23 protein-coding genes are annotated in these 23164 nt (G+C 67.3%); 13 read left to right on the top strand and 10 right to left on the bottom strand.

Annotation, left to right across the window (positions count from 1 at the left end):
- Positions 1–2: 2 nt before the first annotated feature.
- Entirely contained in the window at positions 3–1466 is a 1464-nt protein-coding gene (purF, locus tag ACTJKY_RS15140) for an amidophosphoribosyltransferase (RefSeq protein WP_440846955.1), read from the bottom strand.
- Between the two features lie 132 nt (positions 1467–1598).
- Between purF and ACTJKY_RS15135 the strand changes: the two genes are divergently transcribed.
- Positions 1599–1847, top strand: a complete 249-nt coding sequence (locus ACTJKY_RS15135) for a DUF7218 family protein (protein ID WP_440846954.1) — start codon at positions 1599–1601, stop codon at positions 1845–1847.
- Between the two features lie 3 nt (positions 1848–1850).
- Here the strand turns inward: ACTJKY_RS15135 and ACTJKY_RS15130 are convergent, their stop codons facing one another.
- Positions 1851–2951 carry a lysozyme inhibitor LprI family protein gene (locus ACTJKY_RS15130; protein WP_440846953.1) on the bottom strand — a complete coding sequence of 367 codons (1101 nt, stop codon included), beginning with the start codon at positions 2949–2951 and terminating at the stop codon, positions 1851–1853.
- A gap of 100 nt (positions 2952–3051) precedes the next feature.
- Here ACTJKY_RS15130 and hisI point away from each other — a divergent pair, with 100 nt between their 5' ends.
- The 5 genes from hisI (at position 3052) to ACTJKY_RS15105 (ending at position 6653) form a co-directional block, all read left to right on the top strand.
- Positions 3052–3414: a phosphoribosyl-AMP cyclohydrolase gene (hisI, locus tag ACTJKY_RS15125; protein ID WP_121077314.1), complete on the top strand. Its 363-nt coding sequence runs from the start codon at positions 3052–3054 to the stop codon at positions 3412–3414.
- Complete coding sequence (locus ACTJKY_RS15120; protein WP_440846952.1) at positions 3411–3908, top strand: hypothetical protein; 498 nt, start codon at positions 3411–3413, stop codon at positions 3906–3908. The genes hisI and ACTJKY_RS15120 overlap by 4 nt, the downstream gene beginning before the upstream one ends.
- Before the next feature lie 73 nt (positions 3909–3981).
- Positions 3982–4350, top strand: coding sequence for a hypothetical protein (locus ACTJKY_RS15115; protein WP_440846951.1), 369 nt, complete (start codon positions 3982–3984; stop codon positions 4348–4350).
- Between the two features lie 45 nt (positions 4351–4395).
- Positions 4396–4824 (top strand): MerR family transcriptional regulator, encoded by a 429-nt coding sequence (locus ACTJKY_RS15110; protein WP_333571902.1) that lies wholly within the window; start codon positions 4396–4398, stop codon positions 4822–4824.
- A 26-nt stretch (positions 4825–4850) separates the two neighbouring features.
- Entirely contained in the window at positions 4851–6653 is a 1803-nt protein-coding gene (locus ACTJKY_RS15105) for an acyl-CoA dehydrogenase C-terminal domain-containing protein (RefSeq protein ID WP_440846950.1), read from the top strand.
- Here ACTJKY_RS15105 and ACTJKY_RS15100 read toward each other — a convergent pair.
- Positions 6650–7960 (bottom strand): cell wall hydrolase, encoded by a 1311-nt coding sequence (locus ACTJKY_RS15100; protein ID WP_440846949.1) that lies wholly within the window; start codon positions 7958–7960, stop codon positions 6650–6652. The two genes, ACTJKY_RS15105 and ACTJKY_RS15100, sit on opposite strands and share 4 nt — an antisense overlap.
- Positions 7961–8161: 201 nt before the next feature.
- On the opposite strand from ACTJKY_RS15100, the gene ACTJKY_RS15095 reads away from it, so the two are divergent.
- On the top strand, positions 8162–9979 hold the full coding sequence (locus ACTJKY_RS15095) for a cation:proton antiporter (RefSeq protein WP_440846948.1): 1818 nt from the start codon (positions 8162–8164) through the stop codon (positions 9977–9979).
- A complete protein-coding gene (locus ACTJKY_RS15090; RefSeq protein WP_440846947.1) occupies positions 9976–10611 on the top strand; it encodes an OmpA family protein in 636 nt (211 codons plus the stop codon). Before ACTJKY_RS15095 ends, ACTJKY_RS15090 begins: the two co-directional genes overlap by 4 nt.
- Positions 10612–10748: 137 nt before the next feature.
- Here the strand turns inward: ACTJKY_RS15090 and cysK are convergent, their stop codons facing one another.
- The 5 genes from cysK to ACTJKY_RS15065 form a co-directional block, all read right to left on the bottom strand.
- Complete coding sequence (gene cysK / locus ACTJKY_RS15085) at positions 10749–11669, bottom strand: cysteine synthase A (RefSeq protein WP_440846946.1); 921 nt, start codon at positions 11667–11669, stop codon at positions 10749–10751.
- Positions 11666–12988, bottom strand: a complete 1323-nt coding sequence (locus tag ACTJKY_RS15080) for an MFS transporter (RefSeq protein ID WP_440846945.1) — start codon at positions 12986–12988, stop codon at positions 11666–11668. The genes cysK and ACTJKY_RS15080 overlap by 4 nt, the downstream gene beginning before the upstream one ends.
- Positions 12989–13053: 65 nt before the next feature.
- Positions 13054–14448: an MFS transporter gene (locus ACTJKY_RS15075; protein ID WP_440846944.1), complete on the bottom strand. Its 1395-nt coding sequence runs from the start codon at positions 14446–14448 to the stop codon at positions 13054–13056.
- A gap of 224 nt (positions 14449–14672) precedes the next feature.
- Positions 14673–14867, bottom strand: a complete 195-nt coding sequence (locus tag ACTJKY_RS15070) for a YdcH family protein (protein WP_093295138.1) — start codon at positions 14865–14867, stop codon at positions 14673–14675.
- 236 nt (positions 14868–15103) lie between these two features.
- On the bottom strand, positions 15104–15628 hold the full coding sequence (locus ACTJKY_RS15065) for a glycine zipper 2TM domain-containing protein (RefSeq protein WP_440846943.1): 525 nt from the start codon (positions 15626–15628) through the stop codon (positions 15104–15106).
- A 195-nt stretch (positions 15629–15823) separates the two neighbouring features.
- On the opposite strand from ACTJKY_RS15065, the gene ACTJKY_RS15060 reads away from it, so the two are divergent.
- Positions 15824–16147 carry a hypothetical protein gene (locus ACTJKY_RS15060; protein WP_440846942.1) on the top strand — a complete coding sequence of 108 codons (324 nt, stop codon included), beginning with the start codon at positions 15824–15826 and terminating at the stop codon, positions 16145–16147.
- 7 nt (positions 16148–16154) lie between these two features.
- On the opposite strand, the gene ACTJKY_RS15055 is transcribed toward ACTJKY_RS15060, so the two are convergent.
- On the bottom strand, positions 16155–18464 hold the full coding sequence (locus ACTJKY_RS15055) for an ATP-dependent helicase (RefSeq protein ID WP_440846941.1): 2310 nt from the start codon (positions 18462–18464) through the stop codon (positions 16155–16157).
- A 132-nt stretch (positions 18465–18596) separates the two neighbouring features.
- Here ACTJKY_RS15055 and ACTJKY_RS15050 point away from each other — a divergent pair, with 132 nt between their 5' ends.
- From ACTJKY_RS15050 to ACTJKY_RS15035, 4 genes are all read left to right on the top strand, one after another.
- Positions 18597–20177 carry a putative bifunctional diguanylate cyclase/phosphodiesterase gene (locus tag ACTJKY_RS15050; protein ID WP_440846940.1) on the top strand — a complete coding sequence of 527 codons (1581 nt, stop codon included), beginning with the start codon at positions 18597–18599 and terminating at the stop codon, positions 20175–20177.
- Positions 20174–20872: a hypothetical protein gene (locus ACTJKY_RS15045; protein ID WP_440846939.1), complete on the top strand. Its 699-nt coding sequence runs from the start codon at positions 20174–20176 to the stop codon at positions 20870–20872. The genes ACTJKY_RS15050 and ACTJKY_RS15045 overlap by 4 nt, the downstream gene beginning before the upstream one ends.
- 156 nt (positions 20873–21028) lie before the next feature.
- Entirely contained in the window at positions 21029–21172 is a 144-nt protein-coding gene (locus tag ACTJKY_RS15040; RefSeq protein ID WP_440846938.1) for a hypothetical protein, read from the top strand.
- Positions 21173–21238: 66 nt separating this feature from the next.
- Positions 21239–22882: an inorganic phosphate transporter gene (locus ACTJKY_RS15035; RefSeq protein ID WP_440846937.1), complete on the top strand. Its 1644-nt coding sequence runs from the start codon at positions 21239–21241 to the stop codon at positions 22880–22882.
- 36 nt (positions 22883–22918) lie between these two features.
- Here ACTJKY_RS15035 and ACTJKY_RS15030 read toward each other — a convergent pair whose 3' ends face one another.
- Entirely contained in the window at positions 22919–23092 is a 174-nt protein-coding gene (locus ACTJKY_RS15030) for a hypothetical protein (RefSeq protein WP_440846936.1), read from the bottom strand.
- Between the last annotated feature and the right edge of the window lie 72 nt (positions 23093–23164).

Below are 23164 nucleotides of genomic sequence, written 5' to 3'. Positions count from 1 at the left end.
GCTCAGCCGACCTTCTCGGCGAGCAGCGCCAGCTGGTCCGGCGGCGGCGCCAGTTCGTCCTGGTCGGTCAGCGTCGTCGGATAGTCGCCGGTGAAGCAGGCGTCGCAGTATTTCGGATGGATATCCGCGCGGCGTGCCTCGCCCAGCGCCTTGTACAGGCCGTCGATCGAAACGAAGGCGAGGCTGTCGGCATGGATGAAGTCGGTCATGCCGCCAACGTCCATCTTCGCGGCGAGCAGCTTGGCGCGCTCGGGCGTGTCGACGCCGTAGAAGCAGCTGTGGCGAGTCGGCGGCGAGGCGATGCGCATATGCACTTCCTTCGCGCCGGCATCGTGCATCATCTGGACGATCTTGAGGCTGGTGGTACCGCGCACAATCGAGTCGTCGATCAGCACGATACGCTTGCCCGCGATCAGCTCGCGATTGGCATTGTGCTTCAGCTTCACGCCCAGGTGGCGGACCTTGTCGCCCGGCTGGATGAAGGTGCGGCCGACATAGTGCGAGCGGATGATGCCGAGTTCGAACGGAATGCCCGACTGCTGGGCATAGCCGATCGCCGCCGGCACGCCCGAATCGGGCACCGGCACGACGAGGTCTGCCTCGACCGGCGATTCGATCGCCAGCTGCGCGCCGATCGCCTTGCGCACCGAATAGACCGAGCGGCTGTCGCTGATCGAATCGGGGCGCGAGAAGTAGACATATTCGAAGATGCACGGCCGCGGCGCCTGGGGTGCGAACGGCTTGTGGCTGGTCATCTCGCCATTGGCCTTGACGATCACCAGTTCGCCCGGCTCGACGTCGCGGACATATTGCGCATCGCACACGTCGAGCGCGACCGTCTCGGACGCAAACACGATCGACTCGCCCTGGCGGCCCATCACCAGCGGACGGATGCCGAGCGGATCACGGCAGGCGATCATGCCCTCGGGCGTCATCACGATCAGCGAATAGGCACCCTCGACCTGCTTGAGCGCATCAATGAACCGGTCGATCAGCGTGCGGTACTGCGAAGTGGCGACGAGGTGGATGATCACCTCGGTATCCGAGGTCGACTGGAAGATCGCGCCGCGGCGGACAAGATCGCGCCGCAGCCGCATCGCGTTCGAGATGTTACCGTTATGCGCCACCGCGAAGCCGCCGCTGGCCAGCTCGGCATAGAGCGGCTGGACGTTGCGGATCGCCGACCCGCCGGTCGTCGCGTAACGGACATGGCCGCAGGCGGTGGTGCCGGCTAGCGAGCGGATCACGTCGTCGCGATCGAAATTGCCGGCGACATGGCCCATCGCGCGATGCGTATGGAACTGATTGCCGTCCCAGCTGGTTATGCCCGCCGCCTCCTGGCCGCGGTGCTGGAGCGCGTGCAGTCCCAGTGCGACCATCGCGGCCGCGCCTTCGCTGTTGGAAACGCCGAATACGCCGCACTCTTCGCGCAGCTTGTCGTCATCGAACGGGTGTGTGGTAATCATTGGCCCTCGGGGGGGAACGGGGACGATGGGCGGGCATATAAGCGCTTCGTCCCGCTTTGTCTCCGGTCTGTAACAGGGAAAAGGACCGTTTACCCTTTTTGCAGGTTAACCCCCTGAGAAAGGAGAGCGATCATGGCCAAGGACCACGGCACCCAGATCAAGAACGACGACCTCTACGAGAAGCTGCGCGACGAGGGCGCCTCGAAGGAGAAGGCTGCGCGCATCGCCAACGCGCAGGCGAACAAAAGTCTTGATTCGGGTGGCGGCAAGCTGGAGCAGCGCAGCAAGGCCGAGCTGTACGACGAAGCCAAGGAGATCGGCATCGAGGGACGGTCCAAGATGGACAAGGACGCGCTGGTGAAGGCGATCCGTATGCATTGAGCCTCACTCACATTGGTGCGCGTCCGTCATCAGCCGGGAGAGCGCGCCGCGGGCCATCGTTGCGGCAGCTGCCGGGGCGCGGTGCAGATAAGTGACGTAATAGGCGGTGAGGTCGCGCTCGACATTCGCGACATCCGCCTTGGTTACGTCCTTGCGTGCGGGCAGCAACTTGGCCTTGCCGGGCTCGAGCGTCCCCAGCCGCGCCGCATCGACGTCGCGGTTGAAGCTGCTGTACGCCATATAGCGGATCGTGCCCTCGCACTCCGGCCAGCTATGGAATAGCTTGGTCTGCAGCGCCCCGAGCGACGGCAGGGGCGGCAGGGTGTCGCCGCAGTCGTTGCGGAAGACGAAATTGTCCATCGTCGATCCGAATACCGGGCCGGTGGCGTCCAACAACCTGGGGTGCCGCACGATCGCGCCGCAGGGCAGGGTGCGCGGCGCGCCCGAGAGCCTGGGCTCGTCGACATAGGGGCCGAGCACGTTGAGGAAGGTGGCGAAGTGGCGATCCGAGCGGAACAGGTCGTCGATCGTCTTCACCGTGACGCCGTCTGTGCCGGGCTCGCGCAGGATCGAAGCGCCGAACGATTGGTCCGGCTTGGTCTGTAGGCCGGTGAGATAGGGCTGGAGCAGCGCGGCAATGCGGGTGCGGCTTTTCGCGCGTTCGGGCGCGGACCAGTTGGCGTCGACCGGCGCTTCCGACCAGAGCTGCACCGCCTCGAGGATCGGCGCGAAGGCAGGGTCGCCGCGCCGCAGGATCGGCAGCGCGGTGGCTGGGGCCTTGAGGAGCGCTGCGATCGCCAGTTCCTGGTTGCGCAGGGCATAGCGGTCCAGCAGGCAGGCGGCGAACGGCGGCTTGCAGGCGCGCATCTCCTGCAGCGCGGTGCGCTGGGCGGCGAGCTGGTTGGAGGGGCCGCTGCCGAACGCGTTTTCCTTGGCGATCGCGAAAAGCTGCGCCATCTCGCGATCGAGCGCGCTGAGCTTCGGGTCGGCGCAGATCGCCTTCTCCGTCAGCGCCGCGGCGGTCGAGCAGGCGAAGCTAGGGCCCGTCTGCGCCGGAACGGGAGCCGCCGCTAGGGCGAGCGGGGCCAGGGCAAACAGGAACACGATACTCTCCCTTCGAATACAGGACGCAACGATGCCCTAAACTGCTCCACGCGGACATGCGAGGGATGACGCTCGCCGCGAACCCGGCTACAGCGCGCCCGTGACCGACATCCGCGAAACGGGCGCCACGCTCGACCCGAAATATGACGCCAACGGCCTGATCACCGCCGTTGCCACCCATGCCACCACCGGCGAGGTGCTGATGCTCGCGCATATGAATGCCGAGGCGCTGGCGGTGACGCTGGAGACCGGCAAGGCCACCTTCTGGTCGCGCAGCCGCGGGCGGTTGTGGACCAAGGGCGAGACCTCGGGGCATTTCCTCCACGTCGTCGAAGCGCGGATCGATTGCGACCAGGACGCGCTGTGGCTCCGCGTCGAGCCGCACGGCCCTGCCTGCCACACCGGCGCGCCGAGCTGCTTCTACCGCCGGATCGAGAACGGAGCGCTGGTGCGCGACGCATGAGGCGGGCGGGGCTGGCGTTGCTGCTCGGGCTCGCCGCGTGCGGCGGGCCGGCGCCTGCGCCGCCCGCCGGCACCGCGGTCGATCTCGAAAATGCCGCGATCCAGCGCGGGCTGGTCCGCGATCCCAAGGATGTGAGTATCGCCGGTGCCTATGCGCGCGGGCCCGACCGGCTCTGCATCATCCCGGTCGGCGCGGCGCACCGGATCGGCATCGTCATCGACTATGGCGAAGGCAATGGCTGCCGCGCGACCGGATCGGTGCTCCGCGACGGGGAGGGGCTCACGCTCACCCTCGGGCCCGACGGCGGCTGCCGCTTCACCGCCCGCTATGACGGCGACCATCTCGCGCTGCCGGGCGCCTTGCCCAAGGCCTGTGCGCAGCTCTGCACCGGCCGCGCGGCGCTGGCGGGGGCGCAGTTCGCGCGGCTCGGCGAGTCGGTGCCGGAGGCGCAGGCGATGCGTGACGCCGAGGGCCATGCGCTCTGCGGGCAGTAGACGCGGCGCTTGCATGTGATACCCTCTCCCGAGGCTGCCGGAGCCGACAGGCAGCCATGTCAGGAGAGCGCCGATGCGTGTTCTAGTCCTTGCGAGCGCCGCCTGCCTGGTGGCTGCCCTCCCAGTCTCCGCCCAGATCTGGGGCGGGCCCGTACCCTCGAGCGGCGGCGGCAGCTTCGCCGGGCGCGGTATTCATGTCCCGACGCAGCCCCGCACTGCGCGCAGTGAGATACGTGCCGGCGAGCGGAGCGGACAGCTCGCCCGCGGGGAAGCGCGACAGCTGCGCCGGGAGACCACCGGCAACAGCAACATCGCCGAGCGGCTTTCCAGTGATGGGCTCACCGAGAGTGAGGCCGCCGAGCTGCAAACGCGTGCCATCCTGCTCCACGAGGACATCGTCCGCGCCCGCTACAACGGTGATGCCACGCCGCCGAAGAACTAGCGCCTACCACTTGACGTTCACGTAAAGGTAAACTACAAAGGCAGTATGACCGCTGCTGCCGCTCCGATCGAGGCCCTGGCGCCGATCGAACCGCGTCCCGACCGCGACGCCTTTTCCATTTCCGACCTGTGCGCCGAGTTCGGGGTAACCCCCCGCGCGCTGCGCTTCTATGAGGACGAGGGGCTGATCTCGCCCGAACGGCGCGGCACCCAGCGCATCTACACGCATCGCGATCGCGCCCGGCTCGCCTGGATCCTGCGGGGCAAGCGCGTCGGGTTCAGCCTGGGCGAGATCAAGGAGATGATCGATCTCTACGATCTTGGCGACGGCCGGCGCGTGCAGCGCCAGGTGACGCTGGAGCGGTGCATGGACCGCATCCGCCATCTGGAGGCACAGAAGCGCGACATCGACGCGCATATCGCCGAGCTCGCGCAGTTCGTCGACCTGATCAAAAGCAAAGACAACGAGCACTAAAGACAACGAACGCTGAGGAACCTGAAATGCCGCAGTTTACCCCGCCCGTGCGCGACACGCGCTTCGTCCTCGATCGGGTCATCGGGCTCGATCGCTACACCGACCTCCCGCACTTCCAGGCGGCGACGCCCGACGTGGTCGACGCGGTGCTGGAGGAGGGCGGCAAGTTCGTCGCCGAGGTGTTGTTCCCGATCAATCATAGCGGTGATCAGCAGGGCTGCACCCGTCACCCGGACGGCAGCGTGACGACGCCCGATGGCTTCAAGGAAGCGTACAAGCAGTTCGTGGAGAGCGGCTGGGGTACGCTGAGCGCGCCGGCCGAGTTCGGCGGCCAGGCGATGCCGCATGTCGTGGCGACCGCGTTCGAGGAATATATGATCGCCTCCAACATGGCCTTCGCCATGTATCCGGGCCTCACCCACGGCGCGATCGCCGCGCTGCTGGTCAAGGGCTCGGAGGAGCAGAAAGCCAAGTACGTGCCCAAGATGATCTCGGGCGAGTGGGGCGGCACGATGAACCTGACCGAGCCGCAGTGCGGCACCGATCTGGGCCTCATCAAGACCAAGGCCGAACCCAATGCCGACGGCTCCTACAGCATCACCGGCACGAAGATCTTCATTTCGTCGGGCGAGCATGACCTGACCAGCAACATCATTCACCTGGTGCTGGCCAAGACCCCCGGCGCGCCGGACAGCACCAAGGGCATCTCGCTGTTCGTGGTGCCGAAGTTCCTGGTGAATGACGACGGCTCGCTCGGCGCGCGCAACGGCGTGAGCTGCGGCTCGATCGAGCACAAGATGGGCATCCATGCCAACTCGACCTGCGTGATGAACTATGACGGCGCCACCGGCTGGCTGGTCGGCGAGGAGATGAAGGGTCTAGCCGCGATGTTCATCATGATGAACGCGGCGCGTCTGGGCGTCGGCCTGCAGGGCCTCGGCATCGCCGAGGTCGCGATGCAGAACGCGGTCCAATATGCCGGCGACCGCCGCCAGGGCCGTGCGCTCACCGGGCCGAAGGAGCCCGCGGAGAAGGCCGACACGCTGTTCGTCCATCCCGACGTGCGCCGCATGCTGATGGAGGCCAAGGCGCAGATCGAAGGTCTGCGCGCGCTGTGCCTGTGGGGCGCGCTCCAGGTCGACATGGAACATGCCGCCGCCAGCGAGGAGGAGCGGCAGCTCGCCGGTGACCTGATCGGGCTGCTGACTCCGGTGATCAAGGGCGTCGGTACCGATATCGGCTACAAGGTCGCGACCGACTGCCAGCAGGTCTATGGCGGCCATGGCTATATCGCCGAATGGGGCATGGAGCAATATGTCCGCGATGCCCGCATTGCGATGATCTACGAAGGCACCAACGGCGTGCAGGCGATGGACCTGGTCGGCCGTAAGCTGGCGCTGAACGGCGGCCGGGCGGTGCAGGCCTTCTTCCGCGTGGTGGGTGAAGAGATCGCCGTCGCAAAGGGTGACGCGAAGCTCGCGGGCTTCGCCGAGGCGCTGGAAAAGGCGCTGGGCCATCTCCAGGGTGCGACGATGTGGCTGGCGCAGAACGGGTTCAAGAACCCGAACGAAGTCGGCGCGGGCGCCTATCCCTACATGCAGCTGACCGGACTGGTCGCGCTCGGCCTGATGTGGCTGCGCATGGCCAAGGCCGCGAGCGAGGCGCTAGCGCAGGGCGCCGAGGACGTCGCCTTCCTCGAAGCCAAGCTGGTCACCGCGCGCTTCTATGCCGAGCGGTTCCTCCCCGATGCGAGCGGCCTGCGCCGCAAGATCGAGGCGGGCAGCGAGGCGGTGATGGCGCTCGACCCGGAGATGTTCAAGGCAGCCTAATCGCTGCTGGGAACCGGCGAGGCCGGCGTTGCGGGAGCCGCAGCGCCGGCTTTGTTTTGTGCGGGCGGTGTCTTGCGGCGGACGCCGTCCAGCGGCGCGGGCTCGGTGGTCGGTGACGGCGTCGGCATGGCGGCCGGGGCAGGCTGTGGCTGGCGGCGCATGCACTGGGCCGTACTCGGACGGCGGAACTGCTCACAGTTCCACAGCGCCTTCACATACTGGACCTTCTCGTCGCGCAGATAGCTGAACGACATCGCCGCCGCCTGGTCGCCGGTCGGCGGCAGACGGGCGGGCTTCTTGGACGGGTCCAGCCACGCCATGAACTTGCAATAGGGCCGGTCGCCGCAGGTGCGCAGCGCGAGGGCCGGGTAGAGGTCCGGGACCATGTCGTCGGGCAGGGTCACCAGGAAGACGTTCTGATCACCTGCCACCGCGGCGGGAACGGCGCTCGCCGGGATCGCGCCGGCGGCCTTGTTGGCGTCGAACAGCAAGCCCGTCGCACCCGGATCGCCGGCCGGCCCCACAGCCTCCGTGGTGCCGCCCAGATGCGCGGGGGAGAGCTTGGCGAGTAGGGGGATGTTGGGCTCAGCGGCGACATAGGAGCGGTTGAAGGCGGGCGGGGTGCCCCACCAGCCCGCCCAGCGGAAGAACAGGTGCGTGTGCAGTTCGACGATCTTGTCGAGGCTCGCGCTCCAATAGGGCACCACCCAATCGGTATGATAATGGGTCGCGTGGCCTACCGGACGGAATACCGTGCCGTGCAGCGCCATCTGTGCGATCTCGCGGGCGCGAGCCCAGGCCACCGGCGTCGGCGACCATCGGGTGAGCGCGCCGTCGCAGCTGAAGGTGAACTGGCAGCCGGTGCTGCGCTCCGATCCCTGGAATACCACGCCGCACACCGTCTTGGGAAAGGCGGGGTGGCGGACGCGGTTGAGGATCACCTGCGCCACCGCGCGCTCGCCCAGCGCATCGTCGCCCGCTTCGTAGATTTCCGCGGCGGCGAGGCAATCGACCGCGCGCGCCTGGCTGTCCGCTGCCCCGACCAGATGGAAGGGGCGCGCGGCCGGGTTGGGATCGGTCGAGAACGGGATCGAGGCGTTGAAGGCACGGGCATCCTCGGGATCCAGATCGGCGATCGCGACCGGCTCGACCGGGGGCAGCTCTTCTTTCGGTACCACGCGATTGGGCAGCACCACCGGTGGTACCCGGCGGGCGCGGTGCGGCATCCTGGGCGCGTCGAGCACCAGCAGCGCCGGCACCACCAAGGCGGCAAGCGCGACGATGCCGAGAACGAGGCGGAGCCACAAAGAAGGAGAAGCAGTGGGAAGAGCAGGCGTCACAGGCGGTTGCGATGTTCCGAAATCAGGGTGGCCGCCTGTATCCCAAAGCGCCTGAACTGGGAACAACACAGTTCCGATCGCCAGCGAAACGGAACCGATGCCGCAGTGCAACCGTATTGCGGGCGGGGGCGCAACGCGTTTGCGCATAAAAGAAGGCCTGTTCTCCGGATGCATCAACCCGCGCTCGTCATCGCGCTGATCGGTGCGCTCGGCATCGGTGCCCAGTGGATTGCCTGGCGTACGGGCTGGCCCGCGATCGCCCTGATGCTGGTCGCGGGTGTGCTCGCGGGGCCCGTTGCCGGCTTGATCGAGCCGCACGCCGTTTTTGGCGAGCTGCTAGAGCCGATCGTCTCGATCGCCGTCGCGCTGATCCTGTTCGAAGGCGGCCTGAGCCTCAACTTCCGCGAGCTGCGCCGCACCGACGGCGCGGTCACCCGGCTAGTGCTGCTGGGCGTCCCGATCGGCTGGGGGCTGGGCACGCTGGCGCTCTATTATGCCGCCGGGCTGGTCTGGCCCGTCGCGACGCTGTTCGCCGGCATCCTCGTCGTCACCGGGCCCACGGTGGTGCTGCCGCTGCTGCGCCAGAGCAATGTCGCCCAGCGGCCGCGGGCGATCCTGAAGTGGGAAGCGATCGTCAACGATCCGATCGGCGCGCTGTGCGGGCTGATCACCTACGAATATCTGCGCCGCTCGGGCGATGGCGGTACGCTGCTCAGCGTGCTGGGCTCATTGCTCGCCGCGAGCATCGTCGCCGGGCTGATCGGTTATGTCGTGGCCAAAGCGATCGGCTGGGCCTTCCAGCGCGGCCATGTGCCCGAATATCTCAAGGCGCCGGTGCTGCTCGTGGCGGTCATCGGCGTGTTCGTCGGATCGAACCTGATCCAGCAGGAAACCGGGCTGATTACCGTCACGGTGATGGGCGTGGCACTCGCCAACATGAAGCTGGACTCGCTGCGCGACATCCACCCGTTCAAGGAGAATGTCACTGTCCTCCTGATCTCGGGCGTGTTCGTGCTGCTCTCCGCCTCGCTCGATTTCGAGGTGCTGCGGCATTTCGAGTGGCGCTTCCTCGCCTTCCTCGCCGCGCTCTTGTTCCTGGTGCGGCCGATCACCGTGCTGCTGAGCCTCGCCTTCACCAAGGTGCCGTGGAACGAGCGGCTGCTGGTGGCCTGGATCGCGCCGCGCGGTATCGTCGCGGTGGCGATCTCCGGCCTGTTCGCGCTGCGGCTGGACAAATTGGGGTATAGCGACGGCTCGATCCTCGTCACCCTTTCCTTCGCCGTCGTCGTTGCCACCATCGTGGCGCACGGCTTCTCGATCGGGCCGGTGGCGAAGCTGCTCAAGGTGACCGGCGCCACCGAGCGCGGGTTGCTGATCGTCGGCGGCACGTCGTGGAGCCTCGCGCTCGCCGACCAGCTCCGCCAACTCGAAGTGCCGGTGACGATCTGCGACACCAGCTGGCAGCGGCTGCGGGCCGCGCGCTCGGCCGGCATCGCCACCTATCACGGCGAGATCCTCGCCGAGGCGACCGAGGACCGGCTGGACATGTCGCAGTTCCAGGTGCTCGCCGCGACCAGCGACAACGAGGCCTATAACGCGCTGGTCTGCAACGAATTCGCCCATGAGATGGGCCGCGACAATGTCTACCAGCTCGGCAGCGGCGGTGATGACGAGGATGTGCGGGCGCTGCCGGAATCCCTCCGAGGACGCGCACTGTTCACCAGCGGCCACGGCGTCGACGAAATCGTCGAGCGCGAGGGCGATGGCTGGACCTTCCGCAAGACGCGGCTGACCGAGCAGTTCGATTTCGACGCGGCCAAGGCAGACCTGCCGGACGCGGCCGACATGCTGCTGCTGGTGCGCAAGGGCGGGCTGCTCCGCTTCTTCTCGCACGCCAGCCGACCGACGCCGCAGCCCGGCGACACGATCATCTCGTACGTGCCCCCCATGCCGGCGGCGCGACGGCTTCAGGAGGAGGTTGCATGAGCAGATGGGCGATGCTGGCGCTCGCGGTGACGTTGGCGGGCTGCAATGCGCGGGAGCCCGCGCGCGACAATGCCGCGGCCGAGAACAAGAGCATCCTCGCCGAGGACGACGGGCTGGCGAACAACAGCGCTGCGGAGGCGCCCAAGTCGATCCTCCGGCCCGAAGTGGTGCCGGACGAACCGGAGAAGCCCGAGCTGAAGCCGCTGGATCTCGTGGTGCCCTTCGGCGCGGCGGGCCTCAAGTTGGATGATGCCGGTCGTAAGCTGCTGGACGAACTGCTGGCGAACCCGACGACCGCCGCAGGTGGCGCGATTACGATCAGCGGCCACACCGACACGCGGGGCAATGATCGCGACAATCTCACCGCCTCGCGCAAGCGGGCCGAGGCGGTGCGCGATTATCTGCTCTCGAAGGGCGTGCCCGCCGCGCGGATGACGGTAGTCGCGCTCGGCGAGACCCGCGCGCTGGTGCCGAATGCCAAGCCGGACGGCAGCGACGATCCGGAGGGGCGGGCGAAGAACCGGCGCGTGGAGGTGCAGGTCGCGCTGCCTGCCGCCGCGGAGACATCAGCGGCGGCACCGGACAACGGAACCGCCGAGGCTTCGGCAGTTGATTCTAAGGCCCAGCAATAGACCCTAACGCGCTGTAATATGGGTAGAAGCCGGGATCCAACGCCCTCAGCGTTACGGCTCCTGCTGCAACCGAATGCGAATGGATCCCGGCTTTCGCCGGGATGACGCTGGAGGGGGTGGCGCCCCTCCACCTCCGATCAGCTCTCGGGCAGGAAATCCGGCACACTCAGATAGCGCTCGCCGGTGTCGTAGTTGAAGCCCAAGACCCGGACGCCATCAGGCAGGTCGGGCAGCTTCTGCAGGATCGCCGCCAGCGTGCCGCCCGAGGAAATGCCGACCAGCATGCCCTCTTCGGCGGCCGAGCGGCGCGCCATGTCCTTGGCGACGGCGGCATCGACCTTGATCACGCCGTCGATCGCGTCGGTGTGCAGGTTCTTCGGCACGAAGCCCGCGCCGATACCCTGGATCGGGTGCGGGCCCGGCTGGCCGCCCGAGATCACCGGCGACAGTTCCGGCTCGACCGCGAACACCTTGAGGTTCGGCCATTCCTTCTTCAGCGCCTCGGCGACGCCGGTGATGTGGCCGCCGGTGCCGACGCCGGTGATGATCACGTCGATCGGCGTGTCGCGGAAGTCGTTGAGGATTTCCTGCGCAGTGGTACGCACATGCACGTCGATGTTCGCAGCGTTTTCGAACTGCTGCGGCATCCAGGCGCCGGGCGTGCTCTCGACGATCTCGAGCGCGCGCTCGATCGCGCCCTTCATGCCTTTCTCACGCGGGGTGAGGTCGAAGCTCGCGCCATAGGCGAGCATCAGCCGGCGGCGTTCGAGCGACATGCTCTCCGGCATCACTAGGATCAGCTTGTAGCCCTTCACCGCCGCGACCATCGCTAGGCCGACACCGGTGTTGCCGCTGGTCGGCTCGACGATCGTGCCGCCGGGCTGGAGGCTGCCGTCCTTCTCTGCCGCCTCGACCATGGCCAGCGCGATGCGGTCCTTGATCGAGCCGCCCGGGTTCGAGCGCTCGGACTTAATCCAAACCTCGGCGCCGGGGAACAGCTTGTTGATACGGACGTGCGGCGTGTTGCCGATCGTCTCGAGGATCGAATGGGCCTTCATGTCGTCATCTCCTTGGGAGGAACTTCGAGGGTGGCCGGAGGATCGAAGGTTCGAGCCCGCTTGAGCTCAGGGAATAGCTTCGACCACAGCAATGTGACAAGGATCGCGCCGATACCGCCGCCGATCACCGCGGCAACCGGCCCGATCAGCGCGGCGAGGAAGCCGCTTTCGGCTTCGCCCAGCTCGTTCGAGCCGGAAATGAACAGCGTGGAGACCGCGCCGACGCGGCCGCGCATCTCGTCCGGCGTGTAGAGCTGGATCAGCGACTGGCGCACGTACACGGACACCATGTCGGCCGCGCCCAGCACGAACAGCGCCGCGAGCGAGATCAGCACGGCGGGCGACAGGTCGGTGCCCACCGCCTTGGGGCCGAGCACGGGCACCAGCAGCGGAGCAGCAGCGCCGAACACCACCGTCGCCACGCCGAACAGCGCGACCGCGACCAGCATCTTCACGCCCACATTGGTCTTGAGCGGGCGCCACGAGAAGAACAGGGCCGTCACCACCGCACCCAACGCAGGCGCGGCGCGAAGGTGCCCGAGGCCCTCGGATCCCACCTGCAGGATATCGCGCGCATAGACCGGCAGCATCGCCGTCGCGCCGCCGAGCAACACCGCGAACAGGTCGAGCGAGATGGCGCCGAGCACCAGCCGGTTGCGGCGGACATAATGGAGCCCGTCAACCATCTGCGACCAGGGGCTGCCGGTGAACTTGCGGTTGGCGACCGGCACCGGGCCGATCAGGAACAGCATCAGCAGCGAGACGAGGAACAGCCCGCTCGAGACGGCATAGGCGAGCCACGAGGCTGCCGCATAGAGATAGCCGCCCATCGCCGGGCCGATCACGGTGCCGCTCTGCCAGGCGAGCGAGCTGAGCGCGATCGCGGTCGGCAGCACGGCCTTGGGCACGAGGTTGGGTGCCAGCGCACCCAGCGCCGGGCTGGCAAAGGCGCGGGCAACGCCGAGCAGCGCCGCGATGCTGAACAGGGCGGGCAGGGTGATCGTCTGCTGCCAGGTCAGCCAGGCGAGGGCAAGCGCGCAGCTCGCCTCCAGCGCCACGGCGGCCCGAGCGATCCAGCGCCGGTCGATCCGGTCCGCCACCCAGCCCGCGAACAGCGACAGGAACAGCAGCGGCAGGAACTGCGCCACGCCGATCATGCCCAGCTGGAACGCCGCTTCCTTGATGCTCATCGTGCGGCGGGCGATGTCATAGACCTGCCAGCCGATCACGATCACCATCGCCATCTGCCCGAGGGTGGAGGCCAGGCGGGCGACGAAATAGGCGCGGAAATTGCCGATGGCGAAAGGATGCGGTGACATAGCCTCGCTCTTGGCGCGGGGCCGGGGCCCGCGCAATGCTTGCGTGGATTGGGGTCGGTAAAGCTTTACCCTATCTGCGCTGGCTGAGCGTCGTCCGCCTCGGTCTTCGCCGGGTTGCGGACGGAGGGCCGAAGGCGCGCGAGGCTGCAGATGCCCGCAACCAGCGCGAGACCCGCGGCGACGAGGGCGGGCGTGCTGCCTGCACCTACGCCCATGGCCAACAGCGCGGCGACCAGCGTCGCGCCGGTGGTTTGGCCCACCATCCGAGTCGTCGAGATCAGGCCGCCCGCCGCCGCGGCGCGCTCGACCGGCGCCGAACCGATGATCAGCCGCGCGTTGGGCGACAGGAACATGCCGAAGCCCGCGCCGGTCAGCGACATCCGCCAGGCGATGTCGAAATAGCTGGGATCGCGCGGCAGGAAGCCGAGGGCGATCAGGCCCGAAATGGCAATCGCCATGCCGATCCCGCCCAGCGCACCGGCCGGATAGCGATCGGACAGCGTGCCGGCGAGCGGGGCGACGAACATCGTGGTCAGCGGCCAGGGCGCGATCACCGCGCCGACCTCGGACGGGGCAAAGCCATAGCCGTGCTGCAGGCGGAAGGGCAGCGAGAGCAGCAGCGTCATCGTCGCGATGAAGGCAGTGAAGGCGCCGACCGTGGAAAGGGCCAGCACCGGCCGTGCGAGCAGGTCCACCGGCAGGATCGGCTCGGCCTCGCCGCGTTCACGCCGGACGAAGATCACGCCCACGGCGATCCCCGCGATCACCACAGCCGCGGAGACGATCGGGCTGTCGCCATGCACGCCGCTTTCGAGCCCGCCAATCACCAGTCCGAACATCGCCGCGCAGAGCACCGCGCCGAGCACGTCGAACGGCGCCTCGGACCGCGGAACGTCGGGCAGCGATCGGCCGAGCAGCAGGCTCGCGATGGCGAAAGGGACGGCGGAGGCGAACACCCAGGGCCAGGGTCCTACCGCCAGCACCAGTCCGCCGAGCGTGGGCGCAACCGCGGCGGAGACCGATACCACCACCGAGTTCACGCCCAGCCCCCGCCCCAGCTGGCGCTTCGGATAGATCTGGCGAACCAGCGCCGAGGAGACGCTGAGCGCCGCCGCGGCACCCGCCGCCTGCGCCGCGCGCACGATCAGCAGAAAGGGAAGGCTCTTGGCGAAGAAGCACAGGATCGTCGCGACCGTGAAGACGATCTGCCCCCATTGGTACAGCCGCTTGAGGCCGATGCGGTTGCCTAGGCCCGAGAAGGGCAGGAGCAGCATCACCAGCACCAGCTGGTACACCGTCACCACTGCGACGGCGGCGGACGAATCCACGTGCAGGTCGTGCGCGATGGTGGGGAGGGCCACAGTGGCGATGGCGCCGTCGATCACGACCAGCGCCGTGCCGAAAGACACGGCGGCGATGGCGGTGAGGCGGCGGGGCATGGGGAGACCGTCGATTTGCATCGCGGCCTTAGTGCACCAGCACGCGCTCGGTTCCCAGAGGGGAACTTGGCAGCCAAACCATGGTTTAGTCGAAAGCGAAACGACGCTTTCAGGAGATCGAAATGGGTAAGGGCATCCTATTGTGGCTGTTGGGGATTCCGCTTCCCATCATCATCCTGCTGCTGATCTTCTGGCATTGAGGATAGCAGGTCCGGCGGCATCCCGCCGGACCTGACCGGCCGCCTTCAGCGGCGGCTCGGCACCAACGCCAGCCGCGCGGCTGGCCCCGGCAGGTGCAAATGCAGTCGGTCCTTCACCGCAAGCTTGTGCTTCTTGAGCTGCGCCAAGCGGAAGGCGTCCGGCAGGCGGCGGCGCAATTCGCTGCGGATCTCGCGCTCGAGCATCCGGTGGGTGGCGATCAGGCGTTCAACAATCGTCATGGTAACGGCTCCAAATCGATGATTGCATCGATCGAGCGGCCCGATGGGAGGGTGGTGCGAGGGAGTGGGAGAACACCGCCGATCCTGCACCGAGCACGCTCGATGCGGTCCGACATCACGGGGCTTCAGGTGAAGCCGCCGCCAGAGGGGCCCGGTCCCGCAGGTTCAACATAGGTCTGGCTCGTCGGAGGACAAGGGGCTTCGCGACGAATCGTGCAAAGCCCCGAATACGCGCCTCAGCGGCAGCGCACGTCCTGGTTGTTCATCTGGTTGTTGCGGTCGACCGAGTTGCCGATCGCGCCGCCCGCAATCGCGCCCAGCAGCGTGCCGACGGTGCTCGAATGGCGGCCGGAAATGACGTTGCCAAACAGGCCGCCAGCCGCTGCGCCGACGATCAGGCCGGTGGTGCCGTCGGGTCGCTTGCAATAATAGCGACCGTCATCGCCGCGATAGACGCGGTCATTGGCGCTCAGCACGCGCTCGTCGCTGCCGGGGCGATAATAGCGCGACGGCTCCCAATTGCCTTCGTCGCGGGCGTCGATGCGCGGCGGCGGGGGCGGGGCATGGGCGAGCCAGTCGCTGTAATTGGCGTAGCGCTCGGACGCCTGCTGGAACAGGCGATATTCACGGTCGAACCGATCCCGCGCCGCCTCGAAGCGGGCGCGCTCCTGATCGGGCGAGGAATATTGCTGCGCCGAGGCCGGCGCTGCGACCGAAAGGCCGGCGGTAGCGAGCGCAACCAGGGCCAGGACATGCTTCATGCGAGTCTCCTTCATTCACCCGGCCGGCGCACTGGCCGGGAACGGGGCTTCCATCCGCCCTTGCGCGTGAAGCGCGGCTGAACGAAGTTATAGCCGAAACAACGCTGGGAGAGGCGTGTCCCATGGTATATGCGCTTTGCGCTTGCTGCTATGCAGCATTGGTATCATATTTGTCTCATGAACGTTAGCGCTGCCGTGACCGAAGCTCCCGTCAACAACACCCCCTTCGTGCTGGAAGGCATCGTGCGCCTGCGCTGCCTGCAGGTGACCTACAACCGCACGCGGATGATCGTCGCGCCGTACATCCTCTACACGCGCAACGAGTCGCTCTACGCCGATGCGCAGATCGTCTCGCGCGAGGGCATGCTGCCGCGCGAGCCCAAGATCGCCACCTTCAAGGTCGATGGCCTGAAGGAAGTCTCGGTGCTCGACCGGGCGTTCGAGATCGGCGAGATGTTCGACCCCGAGCTCGACAAATATGTCGGCACGACCCTGATGAAGGTCGAGCCCGAGGCCTGACAGGCGCTCAGTCGGGCACGCTGACGAAGCTGTCCATCACCCGCTTGCGCCCTGCCTGCTCAAAATCGATCTCGAGCTTGTTGCCCTCGATCTCCGCGATCACGCCGTAGCCGAACTTCTGGTGGAACACCCGCATGCCGAGCGACAGGTCGCCGCGCGGCTTGGCGCCAAAGCTCACAGCAGAGGCGCGGCTTTCCAGCACGCGCGGCTGGTCGCGGGTGAAGGTGCGCGCGGTGAAGCCGCCGCCCGGGTTCTTGGTGTCCACACCCGCCGCACGCTGCCAGCCGGGCCCGCGCCCGGCGCCGCGCGCGACATCGGCGAAGGGGTCGCTCCGCTCGCTCCAGTTCGCCCGCCACAGGCTCTCGCCGCCGGTCATGGTCGTTTCCGACTCGACATGCTCGGGCGGCAGCTCGCCGACGAAACGGCTGGGCAGGCTGGACGTCCACTGGCCGTAGATGCGGCGATTGGCCGCGTGGAGGATAATCGACCGCTGCCGCGCCCGGGTGATCGCGACATAGGCGAGCCGGCGCTCTTCCTCCAGGCTGGCGAGCCCGCCTTCGTCGAGCGCGCGCTGCGAGGGGAAGATCCCTTCCTCCCAGCCGGCGAGGAAAACGGTGTCGAACTCCAGGCCCTTGGCGGCATGGATCGTCATGATGGTGACCTTGGCCTCCTCCGCCGAGGCCTCGTTGTCCATTACCAGGCTGACATGCTCGAGGAAGGCCGAGAGGCTCTCATATTCCTCCATCGCGCGGACGAGTTCGTTGAGGTTCTCCAGCCGCCCTGCCGCCTCGGCGGTGCGATCGGCCTGCCACATCGCGGTATAGCCGCTCTCGTCGAGGATGATGCGGGCGAGATCGGGATGCTGGAGGTCGTCGCCCATGCTCCGCCAGCGCGCCATGTCGCCGATCAGATTGCCGAGCGAACGTCGCGCCTGCGGGGTCAGCTCGTCGGTGTCGAGGATGCGCGCCGCCGCGGTGGTCAGCGGCAGGCCCTGCGACCGTGCGAACTGATGGACCTTGGCCAGTGCCTTGTCGCCCAGCCCGCGCTTGGGCACGTTGACGATACGCTCGAAGGCGAGGTCGTCCGCCGGTTGTGCTACGACCCGCAGATAGGCGAGCGCGTCCCGGATTTCCTGGCGCTCGTAGAAGCGGAAGCCGCCGATGATGCGGTAGGGCAGGCCGATCGCGATGAACCGGTCTTCGAACTCGCGGGTCTGGTGCTGTGCGCGGACGAGGATCGCGGTCGCGTCGAGGCTGAGCCCGCCGCGCTGCAGCCCCTCGATCTCCTCGCCGACGCGGCGGGCTTCCTCAGGCCCGTCCCATACGCCGAGCACCTTCACCTTCTCGCCGACATCCACCTCGGTCCACAGCGTCTTGCCGAGGCGCCCGCCATTGTTGGCGATCACCCCCGACGCGGCGCCCAGAATGTGCGGCGTGGAGCGGTAATTCTGCTCCAACTTGATCACAACGGCGCCGGGGAAGTCCTTCTCGAACTTCAGGATATTTTCCACTTGCGCGCCGCGCCAGCTGTAGATCGACTGGTCGTCGTCGCCGACGCAGCAGATGTTTTTGCGCTCCTGCGCCAGCAGCCGCAGCCAGAGATACTGGACTGAGTTGGTATCCTGATACTCATCCACCATGATGTAGCGGAAGCGCTTCTGATATTGCTCCAGAACCTCACGATTCGTCTTAAGAATGGTGAGCATGTGGAGGAGAAGATCGCCGAAATCGCACGCGTTCAGTAGCCGAAGCCGCTCCTGATACTGGGCGTAGAGCGATTGGCCGCGGCCGTTGGCGTAGCTTTCGGACTCACCGGCATCGAGATCGGCGGGGATCATGCCGCGGTTCTTCCACCCGTCGATCAGCCCGGCGAGCTGGCGCGCGGGCCAGCGCTTCTCGTCGAGATCGTTGGCGATGATCAGCTGCTTGAGCAAGCGCAGCTGGTCGTCGGTGTCGAGGATGGTGAAGTTGCTCTGCAATCCCACCAGTTCCGCATGCCGGCGGAGCATCTTTGCGCCGATCGCGTGGAAGGTGCCGAGCCACGGCATGCCCTCCACCGCATCGCCGACCAGCCGGCCTACACGCTCGCGCATCTCGCGCGCCGCCTTGTTGGTGAAGGTGACGGACAGGATTTCGGATGGATAGGCCTTTCGCGTCCACAGCAGGTGCGCCAGCCGCGCGGTAAGCGCCGCGGTCTTGCCGGTGCCCGCGCCGGCCAGCACCAGTACCGGGCCTTCGGTGGTGAGCACGGCCTCGCGCTGGGGTTCGTTCAGGCCCTGGAGATAGGGGGCGTCCTGGGGAGAGGGGGCAAGCGACATGCGTGAACAACTAGGGAACGTCGCCGCGCGGGGCAAGCACCCGAAAGGCCGCGTGCATCCGTAACGCTACGGAAGCTGCAGCCTTCATATCTTCGCTACAATGAAGCAGGCCCTTTGGGCCACGGAGAGAGCATGCGCCGCCCGCCGAAGAAGACTCGCCACCACGTCATCCGGCCGATCGAGGCCGCGGTGATGCTGGGTATCGCCGCGCTGGTCGCGATGGTCTGTGACCACATCAACATGTTCGAACGGCTGCTCGCCTTCATGGAAGCGCACGAAGCGTGGCAGCTGGACGAATATTTCTTTACCTTCGCGCTTTCGGGTATCGGTTTCATCGTGCTGGCGGTGCGTCGCGCCGGCGACCTCGTTCGCGAGATAGACCAGCGCGAAGCCGCCGAGGCGCGCGCCAATCAGCTAGCCCGCCACGATCCGTTGACCGGGCTCGCCAACCGGCGTGTGCTGCAGGATGAACTGCCTCAGCTAATCGAGCGCGCCGCCGACGAAAGCACGCAGTGCAGCCTTTTCTGTATCGATCTCGATCACTTCAAGCCGGTCAACGACGTCCATGGCCATGAGACCGGCGACGCCGTGCTCGTCCAGGTCTCCGAGCGGCTGGTCAAGCTGGCGCGCGGCGGCTTGCTCGCGCGCATCGGCGGCGACGAGTTCGTGCTGGCGCTGGCCCATGGCGACGGCAGCGATACCGCCAAAAGACTGGCGACGCGGATCATCCGCAGCCTCAGCACGCCCTATCAGGTCGGCGATCGCCGGATCGAGATCGGCGCGACGATCGGCATCGCGCGAAGCCCCAACCACGCGCTCGACGCCGACGACCTGCTCCGCGCCGCCGATGTCGCGATGTACGAGGCGAAGCGGGCGGGGCGGGGCACCTGCCGTTTCTTCCAGACCGAGATGGACGCGCGGCTGCGCGCCCGGGCCGCGCTGGAGGCCGATCTGCGCGGCGCGATCGAGCGAGGGGAGGTGCTGCCCTATTACCAGCCGGTGATGGCACTCGCCGATGGCAGGGTAGTCGGCTACGAGGCGCTGGCCCGCTGGCAGCACCCGACCCGGGGCATGATCGCGCCCGACGAATTCATCCCGATCGCCGAGGATCTCGGACTGATCGATCTCCTCTCGGTGCGGCTCCTCCACCAGGCCTGCATCGCCGCGCGCGGCTGGGCGCCCGACACGACGCTGTCGATCAACATTTCGCCGATCCAGCTCAAGGATCCCTGGCTGTCGGCGCGGCTGCTCGCGGTGCTCAGCGAAACCGGCTTCGCGCCGGGGCGGCTGATCGTCGAGGTGACCGAAAATGCGATCATCGAGGATATCGACGCGGTGAGCGAGCTGTTCCGCTCTCTCCAGCGCACCGGGATCCGTATTGCGCTCGACGATTTCGGCAAGGGCTATTCGAGCCTGTCGCATCTGCGCCAGCTGCGCTTCAACCATCTCAAGATCGACAGCTCCTTCGTCCGCACGATGGACTCGGCGGAGAGCCGCAAGATCGTGCGCGCGGTGGCGGGCCTGGGACGGGCACTTGGCATGCCGGTTACCGCCGAAGGGGTGGAGACGCTGGGCGCCGCCGACGCGCTGCGGGAGATGGGCTGCGAACAGGCGCAGGGCTTCTACTACGGTCGTCCCAAGGCCGTCGCCGATCCCGCGCCGCACGCCGCCGAGGATCGCGGCGACGAACCGGCCGAGGTGGATCGCGCATGATGCGCCGGTGGGCGTGGGCGATCGCCGCGCTGGCCGTGCCGCTTGCCGCACATGCGCAGAACGGCCCCGAGCAAATCGAGCAGCTCGAACCCGAAGCCGGCGAATGGCAGCTGCAATATTCGGGTGCCTATGGCGGCGCCGACAGCCATGAGCTCGAGACTGGCCGCGGCGTGGGCCGCCACTGGGCGTTGGGCGTCGGCGCCGAGGTCGAAGCGGTGGACGGCCATCTCCAGCTGGATGGCTTGTCCGCGGTCGCCCTGGTCCGCCTCGTCGAGCCGGAGGACCGGCCATTCGGGCTCGGACTGATGGGGCAGGTCTCGGTGGACCGGGCCGGCCGCTATGCCGGCGCCGAGCTGCGCGCGATCGCCGAGTCCCGCAGCGCGCGCTGGTGGCTCCAGGCCAATATGATGCTCCGCCACCGCCGCGAGGATGGCGAGGCGGGGACCAACCTCGCCTATGTCGCCTCGATCCAGCATGGGCCCGCCCCGTTCTGGTACGGGATCGAGGTGTCGGGACGCGCCGCACGGTTGGGCGGTGACGCGGATGCGGCACCCGCCGCGCAGCAGTATGTCGGGCCCAGCGTAACCTATCGCAGCGCGCGTTCCGGGCTGGAGCTCGGCTTTGCCTGGATGGTGCGCGTGGCCGGCGACGGCGCGCCTTCGGGTCCGCGGGTGTTCGCCCAGCTCGACTTTTGAACGGCGCGCGGCAGATGCGTCGTCATTAACCTACATTCCATCGCAGCGCGCCGCACGGTGGATTGCTCTGGCGCAATGCGGCGCTTATGGGCGGCGCCAGATAGACCCATGGCAAACTGGTTTTCCTCTCGCCGGACGAAGGTCCGGCTAGCAGCGGTGCTGACGCTCGCTATCGTTGCAGCAGTGGTCGCGTGGCGCGCCCCGCAGAAGCGCGACCCCGGCTGCGTGCCCGGCCGTCAGGAGGAGCGGGATCAAAGCGGCAAGGTGGTGCGTATCCGGCACACCGAATGCCTGCGCTGAGCAGGCCCGTGTGTCCCACGCTTTGTCATCACCCCGTCACATGCCATCCCCAAAGGCGCTAATATCATGGCGACGCTAGCAATGGACCAGGCTTCGTCGGCAGAATTGCCGCGAAGTCCCCGATTCACCGATAAAACCCATCCTCTAGCCAAGCTCCTGTTCGTCGCCATTCTGGTGGGCGGTCTGGCCTTTGCCGGATGGAGCATCGTCGTCGACACCCGCGAGGCGGGCGAGCAGCTCGCACTGGGCGTATTCGCGTTTCTGGGGCTCGCGCTGCTGATCGCGCTGGGATTCGAGTTCGTCAACGGCTTCCACGATACCGCCAATGCGGTAGCGACGGTGATCTACACCAACTCGATGCCGGCGCAGCTGGCGGTGGTATGGTCGGGTTTCTTCAACTTCCTGGGCGTGATGACGTCGAGCGGCGCGGTCGCCTATGCGATCGTCACGCTGCTGCCGGTGGACCTGATCCTCAACGTCGGCTCGGTTGGTGGTTTCGCGATGATCTTCGCGCTGCTGCTCGCCGCCGTCCTCTGGAACCTGGCGACCTGGTATGTCGGCCTGCCCAATTCCTCCAGCCATGCGCTGATCGGATCGGTGCTGGGCGTCGGCTTCGCCAACCAGCTGATCCTTAGCGGCTCGCGCGGCGGCACCGCCGGCGTCGACTGGAGCCAGGCGGCCAAGGTGTTTTCGGCGCTCTTCTGGAGCCCGCTGATGGGCTTCGCCTGCGCGCTGCTGCTCATCGTGGTGATGCGCGTCGCGCTGTCCAAGCGGAAGACGCTGTTCCGGGCACCCGAAGGCGATGCGCCGCCGCCGCACGGCATCCGTGCGCTGCTGATCGGGACCTGCACCGCCGTCTCTTTCTTCCATGGCTCGAATGACGGCCAGAAGGGCATGGGGCTGATCATGCTGATCCTGATCGGCTGCGCCCCAACCGCCTATGCGCTCAACCGCACGCTGCCGACGAGCGCCACCGCTGCCTTCGTCCAGACCTCACAGGCCGCCAATGCCGTGTTCGTCCCTCGCAGCGGCGGCGTGGTGCTGACCCCGGCCGAGGCGCGTGTCACGCTGACCGACGCGCTCCAGCACCGCAAGGCGGAGGGGGCGAAGGTCTATGCCGCACTCGAGGCGCTGTCCCAGTCCTTGACCGAGCAGGTCGCCGGCTATGGCTCGCTGAGCAAGGTGCCGGCGCGCGCCAGCTCAAACGTGCGCAACGACATGTATCTCGTGCTCGACACGACCAAGCTCGCCACCAAGAAGCCGGAAGGGTTCAAGCCCGAGGAGCTGAAGGCGGTAAAGGCCTATCAGGACGGGCTGGAGAGCGGCACGCGCTATATTCCGCTCTGGGTGAAGATCGTCGTAGCGCTGGCGCTGGGCCTGGGCACGATGATCGGCTGGAAGCGCATCGTCGTCACCGTCGGTGAGAAGATCGGCAAGCAGCACATGACCTATGGCATGGGCGCCGCCGCCGAGATCGTCGCGGCGGCAACGATCATGGGGGCCGATCATCTCGGCGTGCCGGTTTCGACCACCCATATCCTGTCGTCCGGCGTGGCCGGTGCGTCGGTGGGGAGTGGCGCCGGGCTGCAGGCGCGGACGATCGGCAACATGGCGCTGGCTTGGCTGATGACGCTGCCGGCCGCGATGCTGCTCTCGGGCGGGCTCTACTGGCTGATGCTCACCGGCATCCGCCTCTTCGGCATCCACTGATCGGAAGGGCGGGACGAGGGTCCCGCCCTTCTCGCATCAGCCGCGCAGCAGATCGTGCGCGGCGAGGTGCAGGCTGGCCCGCACGCCGGTGGTATCGGCGCGGAGATCCGCCTTCACATGATCGACGGGGTTGTAGGCGGCGACCAGCACGCCCGCGAGCAGGCTGAAGACGGCCGCATAGACCAGACGCTTGATGGGCGATTCGCGCATATCCGACTCCCTATTTCCGGTGCAGCGAGTGCGGGGTTTCGATATCGTGCCGAAACTGTCGCTCCGCTGAAC

This window comes from Sphingomonas sp. 22176 (assembly GCF_052045505.1).
Taxonomy (GTDB): Bacteria; Pseudomonadota; Alphaproteobacteria; order Sphingomonadales; family Sphingomonadaceae; genus Sphingomonas.
This window is presented reverse-complemented; position numbering and strand designations above follow the sequence as displayed.